Genomic DNA, 20,636 nt, shown 5'->3' on the forward strand with positions numbered 1-20,636 from the left:
GTCAGGCCCCCTGCCGGGTTCGCGGGTCCAGGAACACGTAGGCCACATCGGCCACGAGGTTCGCGGCGATGACCGCGAGGGAGATGATGAGGAACAGGCCCTGCATGAGCGGGAAGTCCTGGGCCTGCACGGCGCTGAACAGCGTGTATCCGACGCCCGGGTAGTTGAAGATGACCTCGGTGAGCATCGAGCCGCCGACGACCGCGCCCAGCGAGAGGGCGAAACCGGTGATCGAGGGCAGGATCGCGTTGCGGGCGGCATAGGTGACGAGCACGCGCCGCGGCGGCAGGCCCTTGGCCTCGGCGAGGGACACGTAGTCCTCCCCCATCACGGTCACGGTCATGTTGCGCATCGAGAGCACCCAGCCGGCGAAGGAGCCGATGACGATCGTGATCGCGGGCAGCAGCGCGTGGTAGAGGACCGAGCCGATGAACTCCGGGGTCCAGCCCGGGAAGAGGATCCTCTCGTAGCCGCCGGCGTTGGGGAACAGGCTCAGGTGGACCGAGAGCACGAGCACCAGGATCAGCGCCATCCAGAAGTAGGGGATGGCGTTGAGGAACGTGAGGGCCGGCAGCACGTGGTCGGACCAGGTGCCGCGGCGCCACGCGAGGAGCACGCCCAGGGCGGTGCCCAGCAGGAAGCTCACGATCGTCGCCACGCCCACGAGCCCGAGGGTCCAGGGCAGGGCGCGGGAGATGATGTCGATGACGGGCACCGGGAAGTGGCTGATGGACGTGCCCAGGTCGCCGTGCAGCAGGTCCTTCAGGTAGTCGATGTACTGGACGGGCAGCGGGTCGTCGCTGACCCCGTAGGCCTCGGCGATCGCCTGCTTGGCCTCGGGGTCGGTCGCCCCCTGGGAGCTCTCGAGCAGCAGGGTCACGGGGTCGCCGGGCATGAGCCGCGGGATGAGGAAGTTCAGGGTGAGGGCCGCCCACGCGATGAACACGTAGAGCCCGATCTTGCGCGCGAGGTACTTCATCGCATCCTCCGTCAGTCGGTGGTCCGGGTGAGCTCGCGCAGCACCAGGATCCTGTCGATCGGGCTGTAGGGGGCGCCGAGCGCGTAGGGATGGTCGGGATCGGGGAATCCGGACCAGGACTCGGTGTTGTAGTTGAACCAGTTCGGGGCGGTCACCAGCGGCAGCGCCGGGAGCTTCTCGACGACGACGTCCTCGAGCCCGTCGATGCACCGCTGCTGCTCGGCCTCGTCGTCGGTCGCGGTGAACGCGCTCAGGAGCTCGTCGGTGTCGTCGTCGTACCAGCGCTGGAAGTTCGCGAGCACGGTGCCGTCCTTGCTGCGGTGCTCGCTCGAGAGCATCGAGCGGTACATGAACCAGGGGCTCGCGCCGGCCGAGACCGTGGAGAGCGTGACGTCGAAGCTGCCGGCGTTGCGCTTCTCCGTCCACGACTCCATCGAGACGCCCTGCGGGGTGAAGCGGACGCCGATCTTCTGCAGCTGCTCGTTGAGCACCTGGGTGACGCTCACCCAGTCGACGAAGCCGGAGGGGATCTGCAGCGGGAACTCCAGCTTGGTGCCGTCCTCGGCGGCGCGCACGCCGTCCGCCCCGCGCCGGTACCCGGCGTCGTCCAGGACCTTCTCCGCCTTGTCGGGGTCGAACTCGAACTCCTTCCCCTGGTACCTCCTCGCGATGTACTGCTCGAAGGTGGGCCGCGGCAGGGCGGTGGGATGGGGCGGGCCGACGTAGCCGAGCATCGCGATGTCGGCGATCTGCGTGCGGTCGATCGCGAGCGAGATGCCGCGGCGCAGCTCGAGGTCCTGCCAGAGGTCCTTCTCGAGGTTGAAGGTCAGGTTCACCACGCCCAGGCCCGGGTAGTAGTAGCCGCGGTGCTCGGGGTCCTTCGCGACGAAGATCTTGTCGACGTTGGCGACGAACCCTCCGGACCAGTCGATCTCGCCGGCCTGCAGCGCGGTGTTGAAGGTCTCCGTGGAGTACGAGGGGTAGTAGAGCTCGGGGACCTCGAAATCGCCCACCGCCCAGTGCTTCTCGTTGCGGCGGAAGGTGTAGAGCTGGTCGGAGAAGCGATCGAGCATGTAGGGACCGGAGCCGACGGGCTCCGCGATCGCGTCCTTCTCGACGTCGAGGTTCTCGAAGATGTGCTTGGGGACGACGTAGGAGCCGCCCAGCGTCGGCGCGTGCGCGAACGAGGGCCCCTCGAAGGAGACCTCCACGGTGCGCTCCCCCGTGCGCTTCGCATCCTTGACGGGCAGCGCGGAGCCGTTGGTCGCGGGCTTGTCCCGGAGCATGAGCAGGGAGTACTCGACGTCCTCGGCGGTGAGCGGATGGTCGTCGGTGAACACGATGCCCTCCCGCACGAGGATCTCCGCGCTCGTGCCGTCGTCGCCGAAGGTGATCTTCTCGGCGACCCACGGCACGGGCTTGTCGGGGTCCATGGCCGTGTACACCATGAGCGGCTCGAAGATGAGTCCGCTCGCGCCCTGCAGGGCCGTGGGTGAGTACGGGTTGAAGTTCGGCTGGTACACGGTGATGTCGTTCGCGTGGATGCGCAGCGGCGGGTTCTCGGAGTCCTGCGCGGCCGGGCCGCAGGAGGAGAGTCCGACGGCGGTGAGGCCGGCGGCGCCGAGCACGGTCCTTCGCGCGGGGCGCGGGGAGGACGGCGGACGGGACAGGTCGGGGTGTGGGGACGGGGCGGGGTCGGGGTGCGGGGACGGGACGGTCATGGGCGCGTCCTCTCCTTCGGGGTCGGGACTGCCGGGATCGGGACGGCGGCGGGGCTGACGGGGAGCTCGAACGGGGTGGTGGTCGCGAGCGGACGGAAGCCTCGGGAGAGGTACATGCAGTGGGCGGGGCCGCTCGCCGAGGTCCACTGGAACCATGCGCGGCGGGCGCCCGCGCGGGCCATGCGCTCCAGGGCGGCATCGAGCAGGGCTCCGCCGACCCCGCGTCCGCGGGCGGCGGGCAGGACGCCGATGGGACCGAATCGCTCGGGGTCCGCGCCGACGACGTCCCAGGCGGCGACGCCGAGGATCTCCCCCGCCGGTCCCACCGCGTCCCGGGCGAGCAGGATCGTGCCCGCCGGGCCTGCCGATCCCTCCGCCGAGGGATGTCCGCGGGCCTCCTCCTCCGCGCGGTGCGCGACATGAGCGCCGAGCAGCTGCGCCCAGTCCTCGGACAGGCGGAGGCGCACGGCGGTGAGCATCTCGGGCACCTCCTCGGGGGCGCAGGGCGCGATCCGGAGATCGGGCGGGAGCGCACGATCGGCCTGGCTCCCCCGTCGGCCCTCCCCTGCGTGCTCGTGCGCGCCGGTGCCCTCCGCAGGGCCCGCGAGGTCCGCGAGGTCGCGCTCCATCGCGAGCGCGCTCCCCGCCCCGTGCGCTCCGCGAGCGCGGAGGAAGGCGGCGGCGCCGGGGTCGGCCGCCTCGTCGACGCCGGGCGCCGCGTAGCCCCGAGGCCGCCCGCTGATCACGAGGGTCTCGGCGCCCCACCGGCGTGCGTGCACGAGCGCCGCGTCGAGCAGACGGGTGCCGATGCCCCTGCGGCGGTGCGCGGGGTGCACCGCGCCGCTGACCAGATACGCCGCGCCGTCCTGCGCGGCGATGTGCGCGAAGCCCACCGGCGCCGGATCCCCCGTGAGCCCCTCTGTGTCTGCGCTGTCCTCGGTGTCCCCCGTGTCCTCGGCGACCAGCACGATCGAGCTCCGCGGATCGGGATCGACGAGCACGAGGAGCGCGAGCTCCTGCGCGGTGAGGGGACGCGCCGTGCCCGCGGTGAGGGCGGCGAGCGCCGCAAGATCCCCGCGGCGCAGACCCTCGCGCACACGGATGGCCCCGCTCTCCGGCGCCGTCCCCGTCATGCGACCCCTCCGTCGCGGTCGAGGAGCTCGGGAGAGGGCGAGGCGGCGAGGATCTCCGCGAGCTCGGCGCCGTCGTCGATGCCCTCGCGCAGGGCGCTCGATCCCCAGAGCAGGTCGATGAAGGGCGGGCGCTCCGGGGCGTTGCGGCGCCAGAGGTCCCCGCCGGGGTGCTGGGCGCGCATGATCGCGAGCACGCCGTGCCCGATGCGGATCGGGTCGAAGCCCTCGCTCGTCGCGGTCCCGCTGTCGGTGCGAGCGCCGCCGACGAGCGCGGCGGGATCGTCGGCGAGGTGGAGCTGGACACCGTGGAGGATCTGGCCGGCGAAGTCCCCGTGCGTGGCGCGCACCTGCACCTCGCGCACGTGGATGCCGGGCAGCTCGAGCTCGCGGAGGGCGTCCGCGAAGCGGCGGTCGGCCCAGGGTGCGCCGAGGACCTCGAAGGGTGTCGTGGTCCCTCGCCCCTCGCTCCACGTGGTGCCCTCGACGAGGCCCGTGCCCGGGTAGAGCGCGAGCGCGGTGGTCGTCGGCATGTTCGGGGAGGGCGGCACCCAGCGGGCGGCCCCGTCGGCTCCCGGTGCGGGGGTGACGGAGAGCTCGAGAGGGTCCTCGAGGTGGTGGGCCGCGGCATGACGGGCCACGTCGCCCAGACGGCCTCCGTGGCGCAGGGGGATGTTCATGCGCCCCACGAAGCTCGCGCAGGCGGGGTCGAGACCGGGGCCCAGGGGCGCGGCGGGCAGCGGGGCCGGGCGGTCCAGGACGTGCACCGGCAGGCCGAGGCGGGCGCAGGCCCGCATGGCGTCGACCATCGACCAGGGATAGGTATAGAAGCGGCAGCCGATGTCCTGCAGGTCGACGAGGAGTCCGTCGACGCCGCTGCGCTCGAGCAGGGCGACCAGATCGTCTCCGTGCACCCCATAGGAGGACAGCACCGGGATGCCGGTCGCAGGATCACGCTGGTCCGCGCCGCCCTCGCCCGCCTGCTCGCTGCCCCAGTACCCGTGCTCGGGGGCGATCAGGCAGTGCGGGCGGATCCCGGCCTCGACGAGGGCGTCGACTCCGCGCCGCAGGTCGGAGGCGGTGGCCGCGAAGTTCGTCAGCAGGCCGGGACGCGCGCACCCCGGGAGCTCGGCCTCGAGCCTCCCGGGGTCCGCGAGCAGGGCATCGAGCCCCGACACCCTCTGGTGTGACGCAGGGAACATCCCTCGAGAGTAGAGAAGTTACCTCCGCGTGTCACCCGTTTTCGGTGAACTTGGTGCTTTCACGGGGCGGAAGGACACTGCGGACCGACCGCCCGGAGGCACGGAGCCTCGGCTCAGAGGTGGATCTCCTCCGCGTACACCGCGGGGATCGCGCCGGTGATCGTGTCCACGGTGCCGGCCTCCTCGCGCGCGACGTGCTCCACCGCTGCGGCGACCGCCTTGGTGACGCCCTCGTTGAAGACGCTGGGCACGATGTAGGTCGGGTTGAGCTCCTCGGAGGAGACGACGTCGGCCAGGGCCTTCGAGGCCGCCAGCAGCATCCGGTCCGAGACGTTCGTCGCGCGCGCGTCGAGCAGACCGCGGAACACCCCGGGGAAGGCGAGCACGTTGTTGATCTGGTTCGCGAAGTCGCTGCGGCCGGTCGCGACGACCTCGGCGTGCTTGGCGGCCTCCGCCGGATCGATCTCCGGGGTCGGGTTCGCCATCGCGAAGACGATCGAGCGCTCCGCCATCCGCGAGACGTCGTCCGCGGTGAGGATGTTCCCGGCGCTCACGCCGATGAACACGTCGGCCCCGGTGATGGCGTCGCTGAGCGTGCCGGTCAGCTGCCGGGGGTTCGTGACCTCGGCGATCCAGGGCAGGCGGCCCTCGAGGTTCTCCCTGCCCTCGTGGACGATGCCGTCGATGTCGGTGACGACCACGTCGCGGGCGCCCGCGGCGCGCAGCAGGCGCAGGATCGCGGTGCCGGCGGCGCCCGCTCCGGAGAGCACGATGCGCACGTCGGCGATGTTCTTGCCGACCACGCGCAGGGCGTTGCGCAGCGCGGCGACCACGACGATCGCCGTGCCGTGCTGGTCGTCGTGGAAGACGGGGATGTCCAGCTCCTGGCGCAGGCGGTCCTCGATCTCGAAGCAGCGCGGGGCCGAGATGTCCTCGAGGTTGATGCCGGCGAACACCGGGGCGATCGCCTTCACGTGGGAGACGATGTCCTCGACGGAGTGGGCGTCCAGGCAGATCGGGAAGGCGTCGATGTCCGCGAAGCGCTTGAAGAGGGCGGCCTTGCCCTCCATGACGGGCATCGCGGCGAGCGGGCCCAGATCGCCCAGGCCCAGGATCGCGGAGCCGTCGGAGACGACGGCGACGGTGTTGCGCTTGATGGTGAGGCTGCGGGCGTCCTCGGGGTGCTCGGCGATCGCCTTCACGACGCGCGCGACGCCCGGGGTGTAGACCATCGAGAGGTCGTCGCGGTGGCGGATCGGGACCTTCGACTCGACGGTGAGCTTGCCGCCCAGGTGCGCGAGGAACGTGCGGTCCGAGACCTTGCCGAGCTCAACCCCCTCGAGGTCCTTGAGGGCCTCGACCACCTCCATGGCGTGGTCGTTGTCCGCGGTGAGGACGGTGAGGTCCGCGCGCATCCGCTCGGGCCCGGAGGCGGAGACATCGAGCGCGGTGACCAGGGCGCGGTGCGCCTCGATGGTCCCGGTGATGTCGCTGACCGCCGCGGAGTGGGCGGCGAACTCGAGACGGATGGTGATGGAGTAGCTGACTGATGGCGCCGGTGACATGCGGCTCATCGTAACGTCGTGGGCCGCCGCTGCGGGACGCCGCGGCGCGGCGCGCCCGGGAGGGATCCCCGCCGTGTCCGAGCGCCCGTACGGGGGCTGCGCGTCCCTCTCAGCCCTCGAAGGACTTCACGTCGTCGGAGTAGCGCTCCCACAGGCTCTTCGCGGCGGAGGCCTGCTCGGCGTAGCGGTCGGGGTAGGCGGACTGCTGGACGGCCTGGGCGGCCTCGCCGAGGTCCCAGTCGTCGTAATCGGGGGCGACGTCGAGCAGGCCCGGGGCGCTCGAGTGGTCGCCGAGGCCGAGGAACGCGTCGATCGCCTTCTGCTTGTGGCGCACCTCGGCCGCGCTGCCCCATCCCGCGGAGGGGCGCTGCTGGAAGAGTCCGCCGGAGTCGAGGTCGACGGCCGGCTGGTAGTTGTACAGCCACGTCTCGACGATCGCGGTCGCGAGCACGATCTGGGTGCCGTGGGCGCTGATGTCGTGGCCCTTGCAGACGGCGATGATGAAGCGCGCGTTCTCGACCTGCCAGTCGTCCATCGCGTCCAGCGCGAAGCCCTCGCGGGTCTCGGCGCGCGTCATGAACGACTCGGTCCAGTCGTCGGAGTCGGCGTCGGCGGCCATGGCCGGGGCGGCCGTGGCGAGGGCGGTCAGTCCGATGGTCCCGGCGAAGAGCAGGCGGCGGCGGGAGAGGGTCATGCGAGGCACCTTCGAGGTCTGAGGTTCCGGGATCCGGAAGGACGCCGATGACGCTAGCGAGCGCACGAAGCGCCGTGAACAGGGCGTCTGTCCGGTTCGCCCGAGTCGGACCGCCGGTCTTTGCGCAGGCATGAACTCCTTGACCCGGGGCCCACGCGCGCCCCGTGACCTCATCGTGACCGGTCGAGCGGGCGTTCAGACGCCGCCCAGCGCCCTCCGGGATCCTCCGCAGTGCGCTCACCACGGCGAACGCAAAAGTTGCGTATGCGATCGGCGGAGGTGGCTGCGAGCACACGGATCAGGGGGCGTGTGTCACGTCCCGCGGTGACGGCTCAGGCCGGGAGCGCCGCGATCGCCGCGCGCAGGCGCTTGTCGGAGACGGTCTCGCGGGTGCCCAGGGTCTGCGCGAACAGGCTCACCCGGTACTCCTCCAGCAGCCACGGGATGCGCATCGCGTCCTCCTGGGCGGCGCGGGAGCGGGACAGCTTCGCGCGAGCGCGCTCCCACAGCTGCTCGACGTCGTGGACCTGCCAGGCGAGCTTCGCGTCGCGCGGAGCGTTCTCCTCGAGCTTCTCCAGTCGGATCCCGTCGGCGCGCAGGTAGCGCACCAGGTCGCCCAGGTGCTCGACCCCCGTGCGGGAGACGAAGCGCTCCCCCACCAGGCGCGAGGCGTGCTCGCGGATCTCCGTGAGCTGCTGGAGGATCGTCAGCGAGGACACGCGTCCGAGCGACTTCGCGAGCTTCGCGTGGGCGGCGAGGGCCGCGGCGGCGTCGCGCACGGCCTGCGCCGCGACCCGGTCGTGCTCCGAGCGGACCCGCGCGAGCGCCGCGTCGAACTGCTCGCGCGTGCGCACGGCGCCCGCATCGCCCACCAGATGCGCGGTCGCGGCCGCGGAGGCGTCGGCCAGGAGGGCCGCGCTCGAGGGGTACGGGGACTGGGCGACGGCGAGCTTGGTGGGGTTCGGCAGCGCGTTCAGCACGGAGGCGAGGTCCGGGTGCAGCTCGCGGTCCACGAGCGCGATCACGCCCTCGGGGTGCGCGCTCGCCTGCTCCTCGGCGGTCGCGAGGACCTTGAGGTCCACCCGTTCGACCTGCCCGTCGGCCCCGCGCACGGCGACCAGCGCCGGGTGCCCTGTCACCTCGAGGCCCTCCACGCGGCTGCGATGCACCTCGGGGACGCCCGCCTCGGGGAAGGCTGCGAGGTCGCGGCGGGCGAGGTCCTCGCCCTGCGTGGTGACGGAGGCGTCCATGCGCGTCTTCAGGCGCTTCTGGAGCGCGCCGAGGTCGTCGCCCGCGCCGATCTCCCGGCCCTTCGCGTCGACCACCCGGAAGTGCATGCGCAGATGGGCGGGGATGCGGGTGAGGTCGAACTCCGGCCCGTACAGCTCGAGGTCCTGCGGGACGCCGGGGAGGGCGACGAGCTCGTCGGCCGCCGCCTCGACGAACGCCTCGCCGGCGTCCGGGTCGTCGTCGTGGAGGGTCGCCGCGACCGCCTTCGCGCGCTCGGGGGCGGGGACCAGGTGGCGGCGCAGGGGCTTGGGCAGGGATCGGATGAGCTCGGTGACGAGCTCCTCGCGCATGCCGGGGACCAGCCAGTCGAAGCCGCGCGGGGTGACGCGGTTGAGCACCGCGAGCGGGATCGTCGCGGTGACGCCGTCGCTGCCGCGCGCGCCGACGTCCCCGAAGGAGTAGCTGAGCGGGAGCGTGAGATCGCCCTGCACCCAGGTGTCGGGGAAGTCGGCCTGGATCGCGGCGGTGACGGACTCGTCGGCCGCGAGCAGATCGTCCTCGGTGAGCGTGAGCAGGTCGGGGGTGAGGTGCCGCTGCTTCTTCCACCAGGCGTCGAAGTGGCGGCCGGAGAGGACATCGGCGGGGATGCGCGCGTCGTAGAACGCGAAGACCTGCTCGTCGCCGATGAGGAGGTCGCGCCGACGGGTCTTCGCCTCGAGCTCCTCGAGCCGCGCGATGAGCGCCCGGTTGTCGCGGAAGAAGTGGTGGCGGGTCCGCCAGTCCCCCTCGACGAGCGCGTTCTGCAGGAAGATGTCCCGAGCGAGCTCGGGATTCACACGGCCGAAGGGCACCACGTGGTCGGCGACGATCGGCACCCCGTAGAGGGTGACCTTCTCGTGCGCCATCGCGGAGGCCTGCTTGGACGACCAGTAGGGCTCGGAGTGCGAGCGGCGCACCACGTGCGCGCCGATCTCCTCGGCCCAGGCGGCGTCGATCCTCGCGGCCGTGCGCCCCCAGAGCCGGGAGGTCTCCACGAGCTCGGCGACCATGACCAGCTCGGGCCGCTTCCTGGCGAGCGCGGAGCCGGGCCAGAGCGCGAACCGCGCGCCGCGGGCGCCGGAGTACTCGCGGCTGCGGTCGTCATAGAGGCCGACGTGGGAGAGGAGGCCCGCGAGCAGCGCCTGGTGGATGCGCGCGGGATCGGCCTCGCTCTTGTTGAGGTGGAGATCGGCGTCCTTCGCCATGTCCTTCAGCTGCGAGTGCAGGTCCCACCATTCGCGGATGCGCAGGTAGTGGAGGTACTCGCCGCGTACCTCGCGGCGGAAGGCGCTGCCGGAGAGCTCCTTGCGGCGCTCCTGCAGGTGGTTCCAGAGGTTCAGGAGGCCCAGGAAGTCGCTGGTCTCGTCCTCGAAGCGCCTGTGCTTCTCCTTGGCCTGCTGCTCGAAGCCGAGCGGACGCTCGCGCGGGTCCTGGATCGAGAGTCCCGCGACGATCACGAGGACCTCGCGCAGCGCGCCGAGGCGGTCGGCCTCGATGAGCATGCGCGCCATCCGGGGGTCCAGCGGGAAGCGCGCGAGCAGTCGGCCGATGTCCGTCAGACGCCGTCCGCCCGGCGCCTTCGGGTCGGTCTCGATGGCGCGCAGCTCCTCGAGCAGGCGCACGCCGTCGGTCACGGCGCGCGTGGCCGGGGGCTCCACGAAGGGGAAGGACTCCACGTCCCCGAGCCCGAGGGAGGTCATCAGCAGCACGACGGAGGCGAGGTTGGTGCGCAGGATCTCGGGCTCGGTGAACTCCGGGCGGGTCTCGAAGTCCTCGCGCGAGAAGAGGCGGATGGCGATGCCGGGGTGGGTGCGGCCCGAGCGGCCCGAGCGCTGGTCGGCGCTGGCCTGGGAGATCGGTTCGATCGGAAGGCGCTGCACCTTGGTGCGCTGGGAGTAGCGGGAGATGCGGGCCAGGCCCGAGTCGATCACGTAGGTGATGCCGGGGACGGTCAGCGAGGTCTCGGCGACGTTGGTCGACAGGATGATCCGCCGATGGGTGCCCGCAGGGCGCGGCGAGAAGATCCGCTGCTGGTCGCTCGCCGAGAGCCGACCGAACAGGGGCAGCACCTCGGTGGGCAGACGGCCCCGGCCTCCCGAGCCCAGGTGCTGGTCGAGGCTGTCGCGGATCTCGCGGATCTCGCGCTCGCCGGGCAGGAAGACGAGCATGTCGCCGGGGCCCTCGGCGGCGAGCTCGTCGACCGCGTCGATGATCGCCTCGTCGAGGTCGCGCTCGATGGAGTGGATGTCCTCGAGCTCGTCGGCCTCCGAGGCCTCCTCGGCGGCGACCTCCGCGTCGATCACGAGCGGCCGGTAGCGGACCTCGACGGGATAGGTGCGCCCGGAGACCTCGAGGACGGGCGCCGGGTGCATCTCGCCGTCGGCCCCGCTGGTGGCGAAGTGCTGGGCGAAGCGCTCGGGGTCGATGGTCGCCGAGGTGATGACGACCTTGAGATCGGGGCGCTGAGGGAGGATCTGCCGGAGGTAGCCGAGGATGACGTCGATGTTGAGCGAGCGCTCGTGGGCCTCGTCGATGATGATCGCGCCGTAGCGGCGCAGCAGGCGGTCCGATCCGAGCTCGGCCAGCAGGATGCCGTCGGTCATGAGCTTCAGCCGGGCGCCGCGGGCGACCTCCTTGGTGAAGCGCACCTGGTAGCCGACGGTCCCCTCGCCGAGCTTCTCCCCCAGCTCGGAGGCGATGCGACTCGCGACGCTGCGCGCGGCGAGCCGTCGCGGCTGCGTGTGGCCGATGACCCTGCCGTTCCCTCCGAAGCCGAGCTCGAGGAGCATCTTGGGGATCTGCGTGGTCTTGCCGGATCCGGTCTCGCCGGCGATGACGACGACCTGGTTCTCCCGGAGCGCCGAGAGGATCTCCTCGCGTTGCTGGGAGACGGGCAGCTCGCCCGGGTAGGTGATCGCGAGCTGCGGTGCCTCGGGGTGGTTCTCGGTGGTGCTCGGGCGCGCGCTCATGATGGGACATGCTAGGCGTTCGGAGGCATCGGGGTCGCCCCGATTCCCGGCGCCCTCCTGCGCGGCCGGGCACCGCCGCCGTCCATCGGCATCCGTGCGCGTTCTCCCGCTGAACGCGCACACCCGCGCAGGGGGCGGATAAGGTGACGGGCGACGGCTCTCGAGGAGGAGACACACGGATGACAGAGACGATGCGCGCCCTGCGCAAGACGGCGCCGGGACCGGGGCTCGAGCTCACCGAGGTGCCCGTCCCCGCGGTCGGCCCCTGGGACGTGCGCATCCGGGTGCTGCGAGCAGGGCTCTGCGGCACCGACCTGCACCTTCTCGCCTGGGACTCCTCCGCGCAGGCCATGTGCGACACGGTCCCCTTCACCCCGGGGCACGAGTTCTACGGGGAGGTCGTCGAGATCGGCGCCGAGGTCCCCGACGTGCGCGTGGGGGACCGCGTCTCCGGCGAGGGCCACGTGGTGTGCGGGGTGTGCCGCAACTGCCGCGCCGGTCGGCGCCAGCTGTGCATCCGCACCCGCAGCGTCGGCGTGCAGCGCGACGGCGCCTTCGCCGAGCAGGTCGTGATCCCCCACCAGAACGTCTGGGTGCACGAGCACGAGGGCCGCGAGGACGTGATCAGCCCCGAGCTCGGCGCCGTGTTCGATCCCTTCGGGAACGCCGTGCACACGGCGTTGAAGTTCCCGCTGGTCGGCGAGGACGTGCTGATCACCGGAGCCGGCCCCATCGGCCTGATGGCCGCCGCCGTCGCCCGCCACGCGGGCGCCCGCTTCGTCGCGATCACGGACGTGCACGAGCACCGGCTGGAGATGGCCCGTGCCGCGGGGGTCGACCTCGCCGTCAACGTCGGCGAGCGAAGGATCACGGACGTGCAGCGCGAGCTCGGCATGAAGGAGGGCTTCGACGTGGGTCTGGAGATCTCCGGGCAGCCCAGCGCCCTGCAGGAGATGATCACCAACATGAACCACGGCGGGAGGATCGCCCTGCTCGGCCTCCCCGCACGGCACTTCGAGCTGGACTGGACCACGGTGATCACCCACATGCTCACCCTGCAGGGCATCTACGGACGCGAGATGTTCGAGACCTGGAACGCGATGAGCGCGATGATCTCCACGAGCCCCGTGTTGCGCGAGCGGATCCGCGCGACCGTCACCGACGTGCTGCCCGCGACCGCATGGGAGCGCGCCTTCGAGATCGCCCGCTCGGGCAGCGGCGGCAAGGTCGTGCTGGACTGGACCGTGTTCGACGGCTCCTGACCCGCCGCACCGCACTCCATCGCTCCGTACTGCGCTTCACCGCACCGCACCGCACCGCACCGCACCGCACCGCACCGCACCGCACCGATCATCGCCCGCCTGAGGAGGCACCCCTGATGTACGCCGACGTGAAGGGCCAGCTGGCCGCCGAGCTCGAGGAGATCCGCGAGGCGGGCACCTTCAAGAACGAGCGCACGATCTCGACCCCGCAGTCCGCGCACGTCGAGGCCGCGGCCTTCGGCGACGCCCCGGCGGAGGTCCTGAACTTCTGCGCGAACAACTACCTGGGCCTGGCCGACGACCCGCGGCTCATCGAGGCCGCGAAGAGGGCGCTGGACGAGCGCGGCTTCGGCATGGCCTCGGTGCGCTTCATCTGCGGCACCGGGGATCTGCACCTCGAGCTCGAGCAGAAGGTCAGCGAGTTCCTGGGCACCGAGGCGACGATCCTGTTCTCCTCGTGCTTCGACGCCAACGGGGGCGTCTTCGAGTCGCTGTTCGGCGCGGGCGACGCGATCATCTCCGACGCGCTGAACCATGCCTCCCTCATCGACGGCATCCGGCTGTCCAAGGCCTCCCGCTACCGCTACCGCAACGCCGACATGGATGATCTGCGCACCCAGCTCGAGGCCACCCGCACGCAGAACGACGGCGCGCCCGCTCGCCGCACGATCATCGTCACCGACGGCGTGTTCTCGATGGACGGCTACCTCGCACCGCTCGATCGCATCTGCGACCTGGCCGACGAGTACGGCGCTCTCGTCCTGGTCGACGACTCCCACGCCGTCGGCTTCATGGGCGACACGGGCGCCGGCACCGCCGAGCACTTCGGGGTCGCCGATCGCGTCGACATCTTTACGGGCACCTTCGGCAAGGCGCTCGGCGGTGCGAGCGGCGGCTACGTCTCCGGCCGCGCCGAGATCGTGGACCTGCTGCGCCAGCGGGCCCGTCCCTACCTGTTCTCCAACTCGCTCGCGCCCGCGATCGTCGCCGCGACCCTTACCGCCCTGGACCTCGTCGAGGGCAGCGCGGACCTGCGCGAGAAGCTGTTCGCCAATGCTTCCCTGTTCCGGCGCCGCATGGTCGAGGAGGGCTTCGAGCTGCTGGACGGGGAGCACGCGATCGTCCCCGTGATGTTCGGCGATGCGCGGCGCGCCGCGAAGATCGCCGACGCCATGCTCGCGCAGGGCGTCTACGTCACCGCCTTCTCCTACCCCGTCGTGCCCAAGGACCGTGCGCGCATCCGCGTGCAGCTCTCCGCGGCGCACTCCCCCGAGGACATCGAGACCTGCGTCCAGGCCTTCGTCACCGCGCGCGGTGCGACCGAGGTCTGCTGAGCGCATCGAGCATCCGCCGGGCACTGTGCTCGAGGGCCGCGTGAGTGGTCTCCTCCGCGTGCGCGGGATGGGACAGGATCGCCGAGGCATACCGTGCGGCCCACGATCGGGCGCGCAGCACGAGTGCGTGCCGGGCACGCGCATCCGCCTCCCGCGCCCAGGCCGCGCGACGCAGGTAGGTCCCGACGGCGTCGCCCGTGGGATCGAGGTGGAAGATCTCCCCGAGATCGCTCGCGGGATCGCCCGCGCAGGTGTCGCCCCAGTCGATGAGACCGAGCCGGGTCGCGCCATCGCGCGAGGATCCCTCCGCGGGCACCACCAGGTTCCCCGGATGCGGATCGCCGTGCAGCAGCAGGTCGGGGCCGTCCCAGACGTCAGCCTCCAGGCCCTGCTCCCACGCGGCGCGCACCCTCTCCCCCGTCGGCCGGTCCAGGAGTGCCAGCTCCTCGGCGACGGCCGCGCTGCGCCGCTCGAGGGGCACGCCGCGCACGCGCCCGCGAGGATGCGTCGCCGGCGCCGGCCGATGCAACGCGGCGAGGGCGATCGCCAGGAGCTCGGCGAGCCGCGGCGCGGTCTCCGGCGCGCTCCTCACGAGCTCCGCGACGACATCCCCCTCGATCCACGTGAGCAGCGCCGCCGGCCCGCCCGGTGCATCGGCCGGGACCTGCCCCAGAAGACGAGGACGAGCGAACGGCAGAGACTCCGGCAGCGCATCCGCGTCGCCCAGCAGGGCGATCTCGTGCTCGAGGATCTCGCGCGCGATCTCCCGCTCCGGCACCCGCAGGACCACGCGCGTGCCGTCCTCGAGGGCTCCGACGTGCCACTGGCTGTTGTCCCATCCTCGGCCGAGGACGGTCGGTCGTGCGGTGCGGGAGACCAGGTCGCGCGGAGCGCCCTCCTCGTCCCGGATCCGGTCGAGGAGGGCGCTCACGTGCGCGGGGGCTGTCGGCCCGCTGCGAGGTACTGTCATCGGCCCAGGGTAGATCGGAGCTCGACGCTCGGGCCGGAGCGGGTCAGACGCCGAGCGGCTGCTCGCTGGTCCCGGGCTCCCCGCCCGCGGCGCTCTTCGCGGCCAGCGCCTCGGCCTCGCGCCGCTCTCGCTCGGCCTGACGGGCGGCGTCGCGCGGGTAGCAGAAGTAGAAGCCGCACCAGACCACGGCGTTGATCAGGTACGGGACCACGCAGAACCAGAGGAAGGTGACCTGGAGGTCGCCGAAGACGTCTGCGATGATGCCGATGTTGATCGAGAGGATCGCGGTGATGCCGCCCTGGACGAACGAGAACAGGAAGGCGAAGGCCGAGGCGCCGAGCTTCTTGGGGACCACGGTCGAGACGATCGGCAGCACGCAGCCGGAGAACCCGATCGAGAACACGAGCCCCATCACGAAGGTCGCCGCGTAGATGTACACCCGGTTGGTCGAGTCGATCTGCGTGGCGAGGAAGATCGTGGCGGCGAAGCACACCAGGTAGACCTGCATCAGCATGATCCGGCCCTTGTAGCCGAAGCGCGCGGTCACCAGGTCGCCGAGGAATCCGCCGAGGAAGGCGGAGAACATCGATCCCAGCGAGAACACGGCCATCACCAGCGCCGCCTCGGGCACGCCCATGCCGCGCACGTCGACGAGGAACTGGGTGTAGAAGCTCAGCAGGATCAGCGAGGTGATGAACGGCAGCATGACGACAATCATCCAGATGGTGGGGATCCTGAACAGCTGACCCACGTCGCGCAGGCGGAAGGTCCCGGACTCCGGGTCGTCGGTGACGCTCACGGACTTCACGGCCGGCTTCGGCACCCACAGCAGGATCAGCAGGCCCGAGACGATCGAGATGGCGCCCATCGTCCACAGGGCGTAGCGCCATCCCTCGGGATTCGAGCCGAACAGGCCGATCGCCGGGCCGATGAGGATGCCGACGCCGCCGCCGATGCCGCGGACCATGCCGTAGGCCTTGCCCCGCTCGGACTGCTTGAACAGGTCCGGCAGCATGCCGTTGAGCACGGGCTCGGAGGCGACGGTGCCCACGGCGGAGATGGCGAAGAGCACCACGAGCGCGGTGTAGCTGGTGGCGAAGCCGCTCGCCACGGTCCACAGGCCCCACACGCCGGTGACGAGCACGAGCACCCGTTTGCGGCCGAAGCGGTCGGCCGCCATCGCCCAGGTGGGGCCGAAGATCATGCGGGCGAACATCGGGATCGCGCTGAAGATCCCCAGCTGCGTGTAGCCGAGGCCGAAGGCGGCGGCGATCAGCGGGAAGAAGGTCTTGGTCAGCCCGGACTCGGAGTTGTCGACCGCCTGGGAGAACCCCAGGGCGGCGACGGCGCGGGCGCGCTTCGGGGGCTTCGGCGCCTCGGAGCTGGGCGGAGCGAGGGTGGGCAGGCCGGAGCCGTAGTAGGCGTACCCCGCGTGCTTCGTGGTGTCGTTGACGTGAGACATCGGTGTACCCTTCGGAAGGGCCGCGACGGTGCGGCTCGGTCTCGAGACAGCCGGTCGCTGTCGGAGGAGGTCGGTCCGGCCCTGTGCCGCCGTGGTGGCTGCTGGGCCGGTGCTGAGCGCTGAATCTCCCCCGGCCGACGATGCGGACGTCACCGATTGCACGATGTTGCCGACGAAGGGGAACGACACCCCTGGTCAGGCACCGCTGTTGCCGCGCGTTGTCGTGGTCATGAGGCCGGCGGGAGTCCGCCGATCCGCCGCGCGTCGCCCTGCAGTCCCGAGGTCGTTCAGCCGAGCCGCCCGCCGAGGCGCTGCACGTAGTGGTCGGAGATCCGGTCGAGTCCGCTGAACTCGACGGTGCGTCCGGCGCGGTGGTACTGCTCGCGCACGCCGTCGAGCGCCGCGACGCTCGAGGCGTCCCACACCGTCGCCCCGCTCAGGTCGACCGTCACGTGCGAGGGGCCCGAGTCGTAGTCGAACTGCTCGACGAGATCATTGCTCGAGGCGAAGAACAGCTGGCCGCGCACGCGATAGCGCCCCGGGTCTCCCGGATCGCGGACCACCTCGGTCATGTGGGCGACGCGCCGCGCGAAGGCCACGGCGGCCGTGATCACGCCCAGGATCACGCCGACGGCGAGGTTGTCCGTCAGCACGGTGCCGAGCACGGTCACCAGCAGCACGAGGGTCTCGCTGCGGGGCATGAGCGGCAGGGTGCGCAGCGAGTGCCAGTCGAAGGTGGTGGCGGCGACCACGAGCATCACCGCGACCAGGGCGGCCATGGGGATGCGGCCGACGGTGTCGCCGAGGGCCACGGACAGGGTGATCAGGAAGGCGCCGGCGAGGAACGAGGAGAGCCGGGTGCGGGCGCCCGCCTGCTTCACGTTGACGATGGTCTGGCCGATCATGGCGCAGCCGCCCATCCCGCCGAACACGCCGGTGATCACGTTCGCCGCGCCCTGGCCCAGGGCCTCGCGCGTGCGGGAGGTGCGGGTGCGGGTGATGTCGTCCACGAGGTTCGCCGTCAGCAGCGATTCCATGAGGCCGACGAGCGCCATCGCGACCGCGTACGGCGCGATGATCTCCAGGGTGTGCAGGGTGAGCGGCACGTGCGGGATCCCGGGCACGGGCAGGCTGTGGGGCAGGGCGCCCTGGTCGCCGACCGTCGGGACGTCGGCCCCGAGGCTCACCACCGCGAGGGTGATCAGCAGGATCGTCACGAGCGGGGCCGGGATGCGGCGGGTCAGCCGCGGGAAGAGGACGATGACGGCGACACCGGCGACGACGAGCGGGTAGACCAGCCAGGGCACGCCGATCAGCTGCGGGAGCTGGGCGGAGAAGATGAGGATCGCGAGGGCGTCGACGAATCCGACCATCACCGATCGGGGGATGAACCGCATCAGCCTGGCCACGCCGAGGCCGCCCAGCAGCATCTGCAGCATCCCGCCCAGGATCACTGTCGCGATGAGGAAGTCGACGCCGTGGTCGCGGGCCACGGGGAAGATCACCAGTGCGATCGAGCCCGCGGCCCCGGAGACCATGGCGGGCCTCCCGCCGAGCACCGCGGTCGCGCAGGCCATCGTGAACGCCGCGTACAGCCCCATCCTCGGGTCGAGCCCGGCGACGATGGCGAAGCTCAGCGACTCGGGGATCAGCGCGAACGCGGTGACCAGCCCGCCGAGCACCTCGACCGAGAGCAGACGGGGATCGCGCAGGGCGCTCAGCACGGAGGGGGCGCGGCGGTCCGCCTGAGGGGTCGTGGGCATGGGCTCGAGTATCCCGCAGGCGGGGCCGAGAGCACTCGTCGTGGTGACGCGCACCGCGGCGGGCCGACGGGCGAGCCGGGAGCGAGTGGCGGCGAGCAGCAACGCACGGCAAGGCGTGCGTCGGTGCTGCGCGCCGCGAGTAGCGTCGCGTCCAAGGTTCCCGCGCGACGTCCCCGCGCCGCCGTCACGAAGGAGTGCACGTGTCCGACACACCCCGCCAGCAGGCCGCTCAGGTCCCCCTCGCCTCCCGCGTGAAGCCGATCCTCGAGGTCGACGGTCTGCGCTTCCGCGATCTCGACGGCGACGGCGAGCTCGCGCCCTTCGAGGACTGGCGTCTGCCCGCCGCGGAGCGCGCGGCAGATCTGGTGGCGCGGATGAGCCCCGAGGAGAAGATCGGCCTCATGGTCATCAACTCCCGCTCGATGGGCATCTCCCAGCACGACCCGGAGCTGACCAGCCACGACGGCGCTCTCGACGAGCAGTACCATCGGATCAAGCTGGATCCGCACAACTCGGCCGGGGACCCCTACGAGGGCACCACCGAGCAGATCACGCAGATGCACATGCGCCACTTCATCATGCGCGAGACCCCCACCGGCTCGCGCATCGCGACCTGGGTCAACGCCATGCAGGAGGTCGCCGAGACCACCCGGTTCGGCATCCCCGTGATCGTCGCCGCGAACTCGAAGAACGAGGCCGGCGGGTTCCGGATGGGCGCCACCCCCGAGGACCAGGACTTCACCCAGTGGCCCGGCACGCTGGGCCTCGGTGCGACCCGCGACCCGGAGCTCGTGCGGCGCTTCGCGGAGCTCTCGCGGCAGGAGTGGGCCGCGAGCGGCCTGCGCAAGGGCTACATGTACATGGCCGACACCGTCACCGATCCCCGCTGGTTCCGCTCCTACGGCACCTTCGGCGAGGACCCGGCGTTCAACGCCGCGGCGATCGACGCGGTGGTGCGCGGCTTCCAGGGCGAGGACGGGCTCGGGGCCGACGGGGTCGCCCTGACCACCAAGCACTTCCCCGGCGGCGGCGCCCGCGAGAACGGCTTCGACCCGCACTACGCGGAGGGCCGCTTCAACGTGTACCCGACCCCGGGCTCCCTCGAGGCCTATCACCTGCCGCCCTTCCAGGCGGCGATCGACGCCGGCACCTCGAGCGTGATGCCCTACTACGCGATCCCCTCCGAGGAGAAGTCCGCGACCCCGCAGGGCCGCCTCACGGAGTTCGAGCAGGTCGGCTTCGCCTTCAACACCGAGGTGCTCTCGCTGCTGCGCGCGATGGGCCACACGGGCTACATCAACTCCGACTCCGGCATCCTGAACAAGATGGCCTGGGGCGTCCAGGAGCTGTCCGTGCCCGAGCGCGCGGGCGCCGCGATCTCGGCGGGAACCGACATGATCGCCGACACCAACGACGTCCGCTCGATCCGCGAGGCCTTCGTCAAAGGGCTGTTCCCGGCCGAGCGGCTCGACGAGGCCGCCCGGCTGCTGCTCGTGGAGCTGTTCGCCCTGGGGCTGTTCGAGAACCCGTACGTCGACCCCGAGCGGGCCGACGAGGTCGTCGCGAACCCGCGGTTCCAGGAGGCGGCCCTCGAGGCGCACCGGCGCTCGGTCGTGCTGCTGAAGAACCCCGCGCGGGCCTCCTCCGAGCCGGACGCGGCGGGGACGGACGCGACGGGGCCGGAGGCGGAGCACGGGCGCCGCATCCTGCCCCTGCGTCCCGATGCGCTCGCGGGCAGGCGGGTGTACGTGGAGATGTTCGAGGACGGCATCACCGTGAAGCGCCTGGACGCCCTGCGCGCGAGCATCGCGAGCGAGCACCCCGAGGTCTCCTTCACGACCGACTTCCACGAGGCCGACGTCGCGATCGTGCTGGCCCGCCCGTTCACGGGCGACTACTTCCGCTCGACCGGGCTGCTGGACCTCACGATCGACGAGCACTCCGGCGTGGACCTCGCGAAGATCCGGGACATCCGCGGCAGCGTGGACACCCTGGTGGTGGGGCTGAACGCGGTGATGGCCTGGCTGCCCGGGACCCTCGAGACCCTCGCGGACGCGTTCGTGTGCGGCTTCGACACCCGGACCGGGACGCTCGTCGACGCGATCCTGGGCGAGTTCTCCCCCACCGGGCGCCTGCCGCTGACCTTCCCGATCTCCGACGAGGCGATCGCGGTCGACGAGAACGGCATCTGCGCCTCCCCCAACGACGTCCCCGGCTTCGCCAAGGAGCAGCACATGGACGGCCACCCGTACGTGTACGTCGACTCCGAGGGCGGACGCTGGGTGAGCGGCTTCGGCCTCGAGTACGCCTGAGCGG

At 71.6% G+C, this 20,636-nt stretch carries 13 protein-coding genes; 3 read left to right on the plus strand and 10 right to left on the minus strand.

What is annotated here, in order from left to right; all coding sequences use genetic code 11:
* Position 1: 1 nt before the first annotated feature.
* The 7 genes from ACFQ53_RS04360 to hrpA form a co-directional block, all read right to left on the minus strand.
* Positions 2–979 carry an ABC transporter permease gene (locus tag ACFQ53_RS04360; RefSeq protein ID WP_377855842.1) on the minus strand — a complete coding sequence of 326 codons (978 nt, stop codon included), beginning with the start codon at positions 977–979 and terminating at the stop codon, positions 2–4.
* Between the two features lie 11 nt (positions 980–990).
* Positions 991–2,700, minus strand: a complete 1,710-nt coding sequence (locus tag ACFQ53_RS04365; protein ID WP_377855845.1) for an ABC transporter substrate-binding protein — start codon at positions 2,698–2,700, stop codon at positions 991–993.
* Positions 2,697–3,833, minus strand: coding sequence for a GNAT family N-acetyltransferase (locus ACFQ53_RS04370; protein WP_377855848.1), 1,137 nt, complete (start codon positions 3,831–3,833; stop codon positions 2,697–2,699). Before ACFQ53_RS04370 ends, ACFQ53_RS04365 begins: the two co-directional genes overlap by 4 nt.
* Positions 3,830–5,032: an exo-beta-N-acetylmuramidase NamZ domain-containing protein gene (locus ACFQ53_RS04375; protein WP_377855851.1), complete on the minus strand. Its 1,203-nt coding sequence runs from the start codon at positions 5,030–5,032 to the stop codon at positions 3,830–3,832. Before ACFQ53_RS04375 ends, ACFQ53_RS04370 begins: the two co-directional genes overlap by 4 nt.
* Positions 5,033–5,145: 113 nt before the next feature.
* A complete protein-coding gene (locus tag ACFQ53_RS04380; protein WP_377855853.1) occupies positions 5,146–6,597 on the minus strand; it encodes an NAD-dependent malic enzyme in 1,452 nt (483 codons plus the stop codon).
* Between the two features lie 109 nt (positions 6,598–6,706).
* Entirely contained in the window at positions 6,707–7,291 is a 585-nt protein-coding gene (locus tag ACFQ53_RS04385) for a hypothetical protein (RefSeq protein ID WP_377855856.1), read from the minus strand.
* A gap of 332 nt (positions 7,292–7,623) precedes the next feature.
* Positions 7,624–11,529, minus strand: a complete 3,906-nt coding sequence (hrpA, locus tag ACFQ53_RS04390) for an ATP-dependent RNA helicase HrpA (RefSeq protein ID WP_377855859.1) — start codon at positions 11,527–11,529, stop codon at positions 7,624–7,626.
* Between the two features lie 191 nt (positions 11,530–11,720).
* On the opposite strand from hrpA, the gene tdh reads away from it, so the two are divergent.
* Together tdh and ACFQ53_RS04400 are read left to right on the plus strand one after the other, a co-directional pair.
* Positions 11,721–12,791: an L-threonine 3-dehydrogenase gene (gene tdh, locus ACFQ53_RS04395; protein WP_377856200.1), complete on the plus strand. Its 1,071-nt coding sequence runs from the start codon at positions 11,721–11,723 to the stop codon at positions 12,789–12,791.
* 116 nt (positions 12,792–12,907) lie between these two features.
* Positions 12,908–14,125 (plus strand): glycine C-acetyltransferase, encoded by a 1,218-nt coding sequence (locus ACFQ53_RS04400; protein ID WP_377855862.1) that lies wholly within the window; start codon positions 12,908–12,910, stop codon positions 14,123–14,125.
* Here the strand turns inward: ACFQ53_RS04400 and ACFQ53_RS04405 are convergent.
* From ACFQ53_RS04405 to ACFQ53_RS04415, 3 genes are all read right to left on the minus strand, one after another.
* Positions 14,094–15,095 (minus strand): phosphotransferase, encoded by a 1,002-nt coding sequence (locus ACFQ53_RS04405; RefSeq protein ID WP_377855865.1) that lies wholly within the window; start codon positions 15,093–15,095, stop codon positions 14,094–14,096. The genes ACFQ53_RS04400 and ACFQ53_RS04405 overlap by 32 nt on opposite strands.
* A gap of 43 nt (positions 15,096–15,138) precedes the next feature.
* Positions 15,139–16,557, minus strand: a complete 1,419-nt coding sequence (locus tag ACFQ53_RS04410; protein WP_377855868.1) for an MFS transporter — start codon at positions 16,555–16,557, stop codon at positions 15,139–15,141.
* Between the two features lie 287 nt (positions 16,558–16,844).
* Positions 16,845–18,320 (minus strand): SulP family inorganic anion transporter, encoded by a 1,476-nt coding sequence (locus ACFQ53_RS04415; RefSeq protein ID WP_377855871.1) that lies wholly within the window; start codon positions 18,318–18,320, stop codon positions 16,845–16,847.
* A 200-nt stretch (positions 18,321–18,520) separates the two neighbouring features.
* On the opposite strand from ACFQ53_RS04415, the gene ACFQ53_RS04420 reads away from it, so the two are divergent.
* The gene (locus ACFQ53_RS04420; protein WP_377855874.1) at positions 18,521–20,632 is read left to right on the plus strand and encodes a glycoside hydrolase family 3 N-terminal domain-containing protein; all 2,112 of its coding nucleotides are present in this window, start codon (positions 18,521–18,523) and stop codon (positions 20,630–20,632) included.
* The last annotated feature ends 4 nt before the right edge of the window (positions 20,633–20,636 follow it).

Source organism: Brachybacterium sp. NPDC056505, from assembly GCF_042794925.1.
In the GTDB taxonomy this organism is placed as follows: Bacteria; Actinomycetota; Actinomycetes; order Actinomycetales; family Dermabacteraceae; genus Brachybacterium; species Brachybacterium kimchii.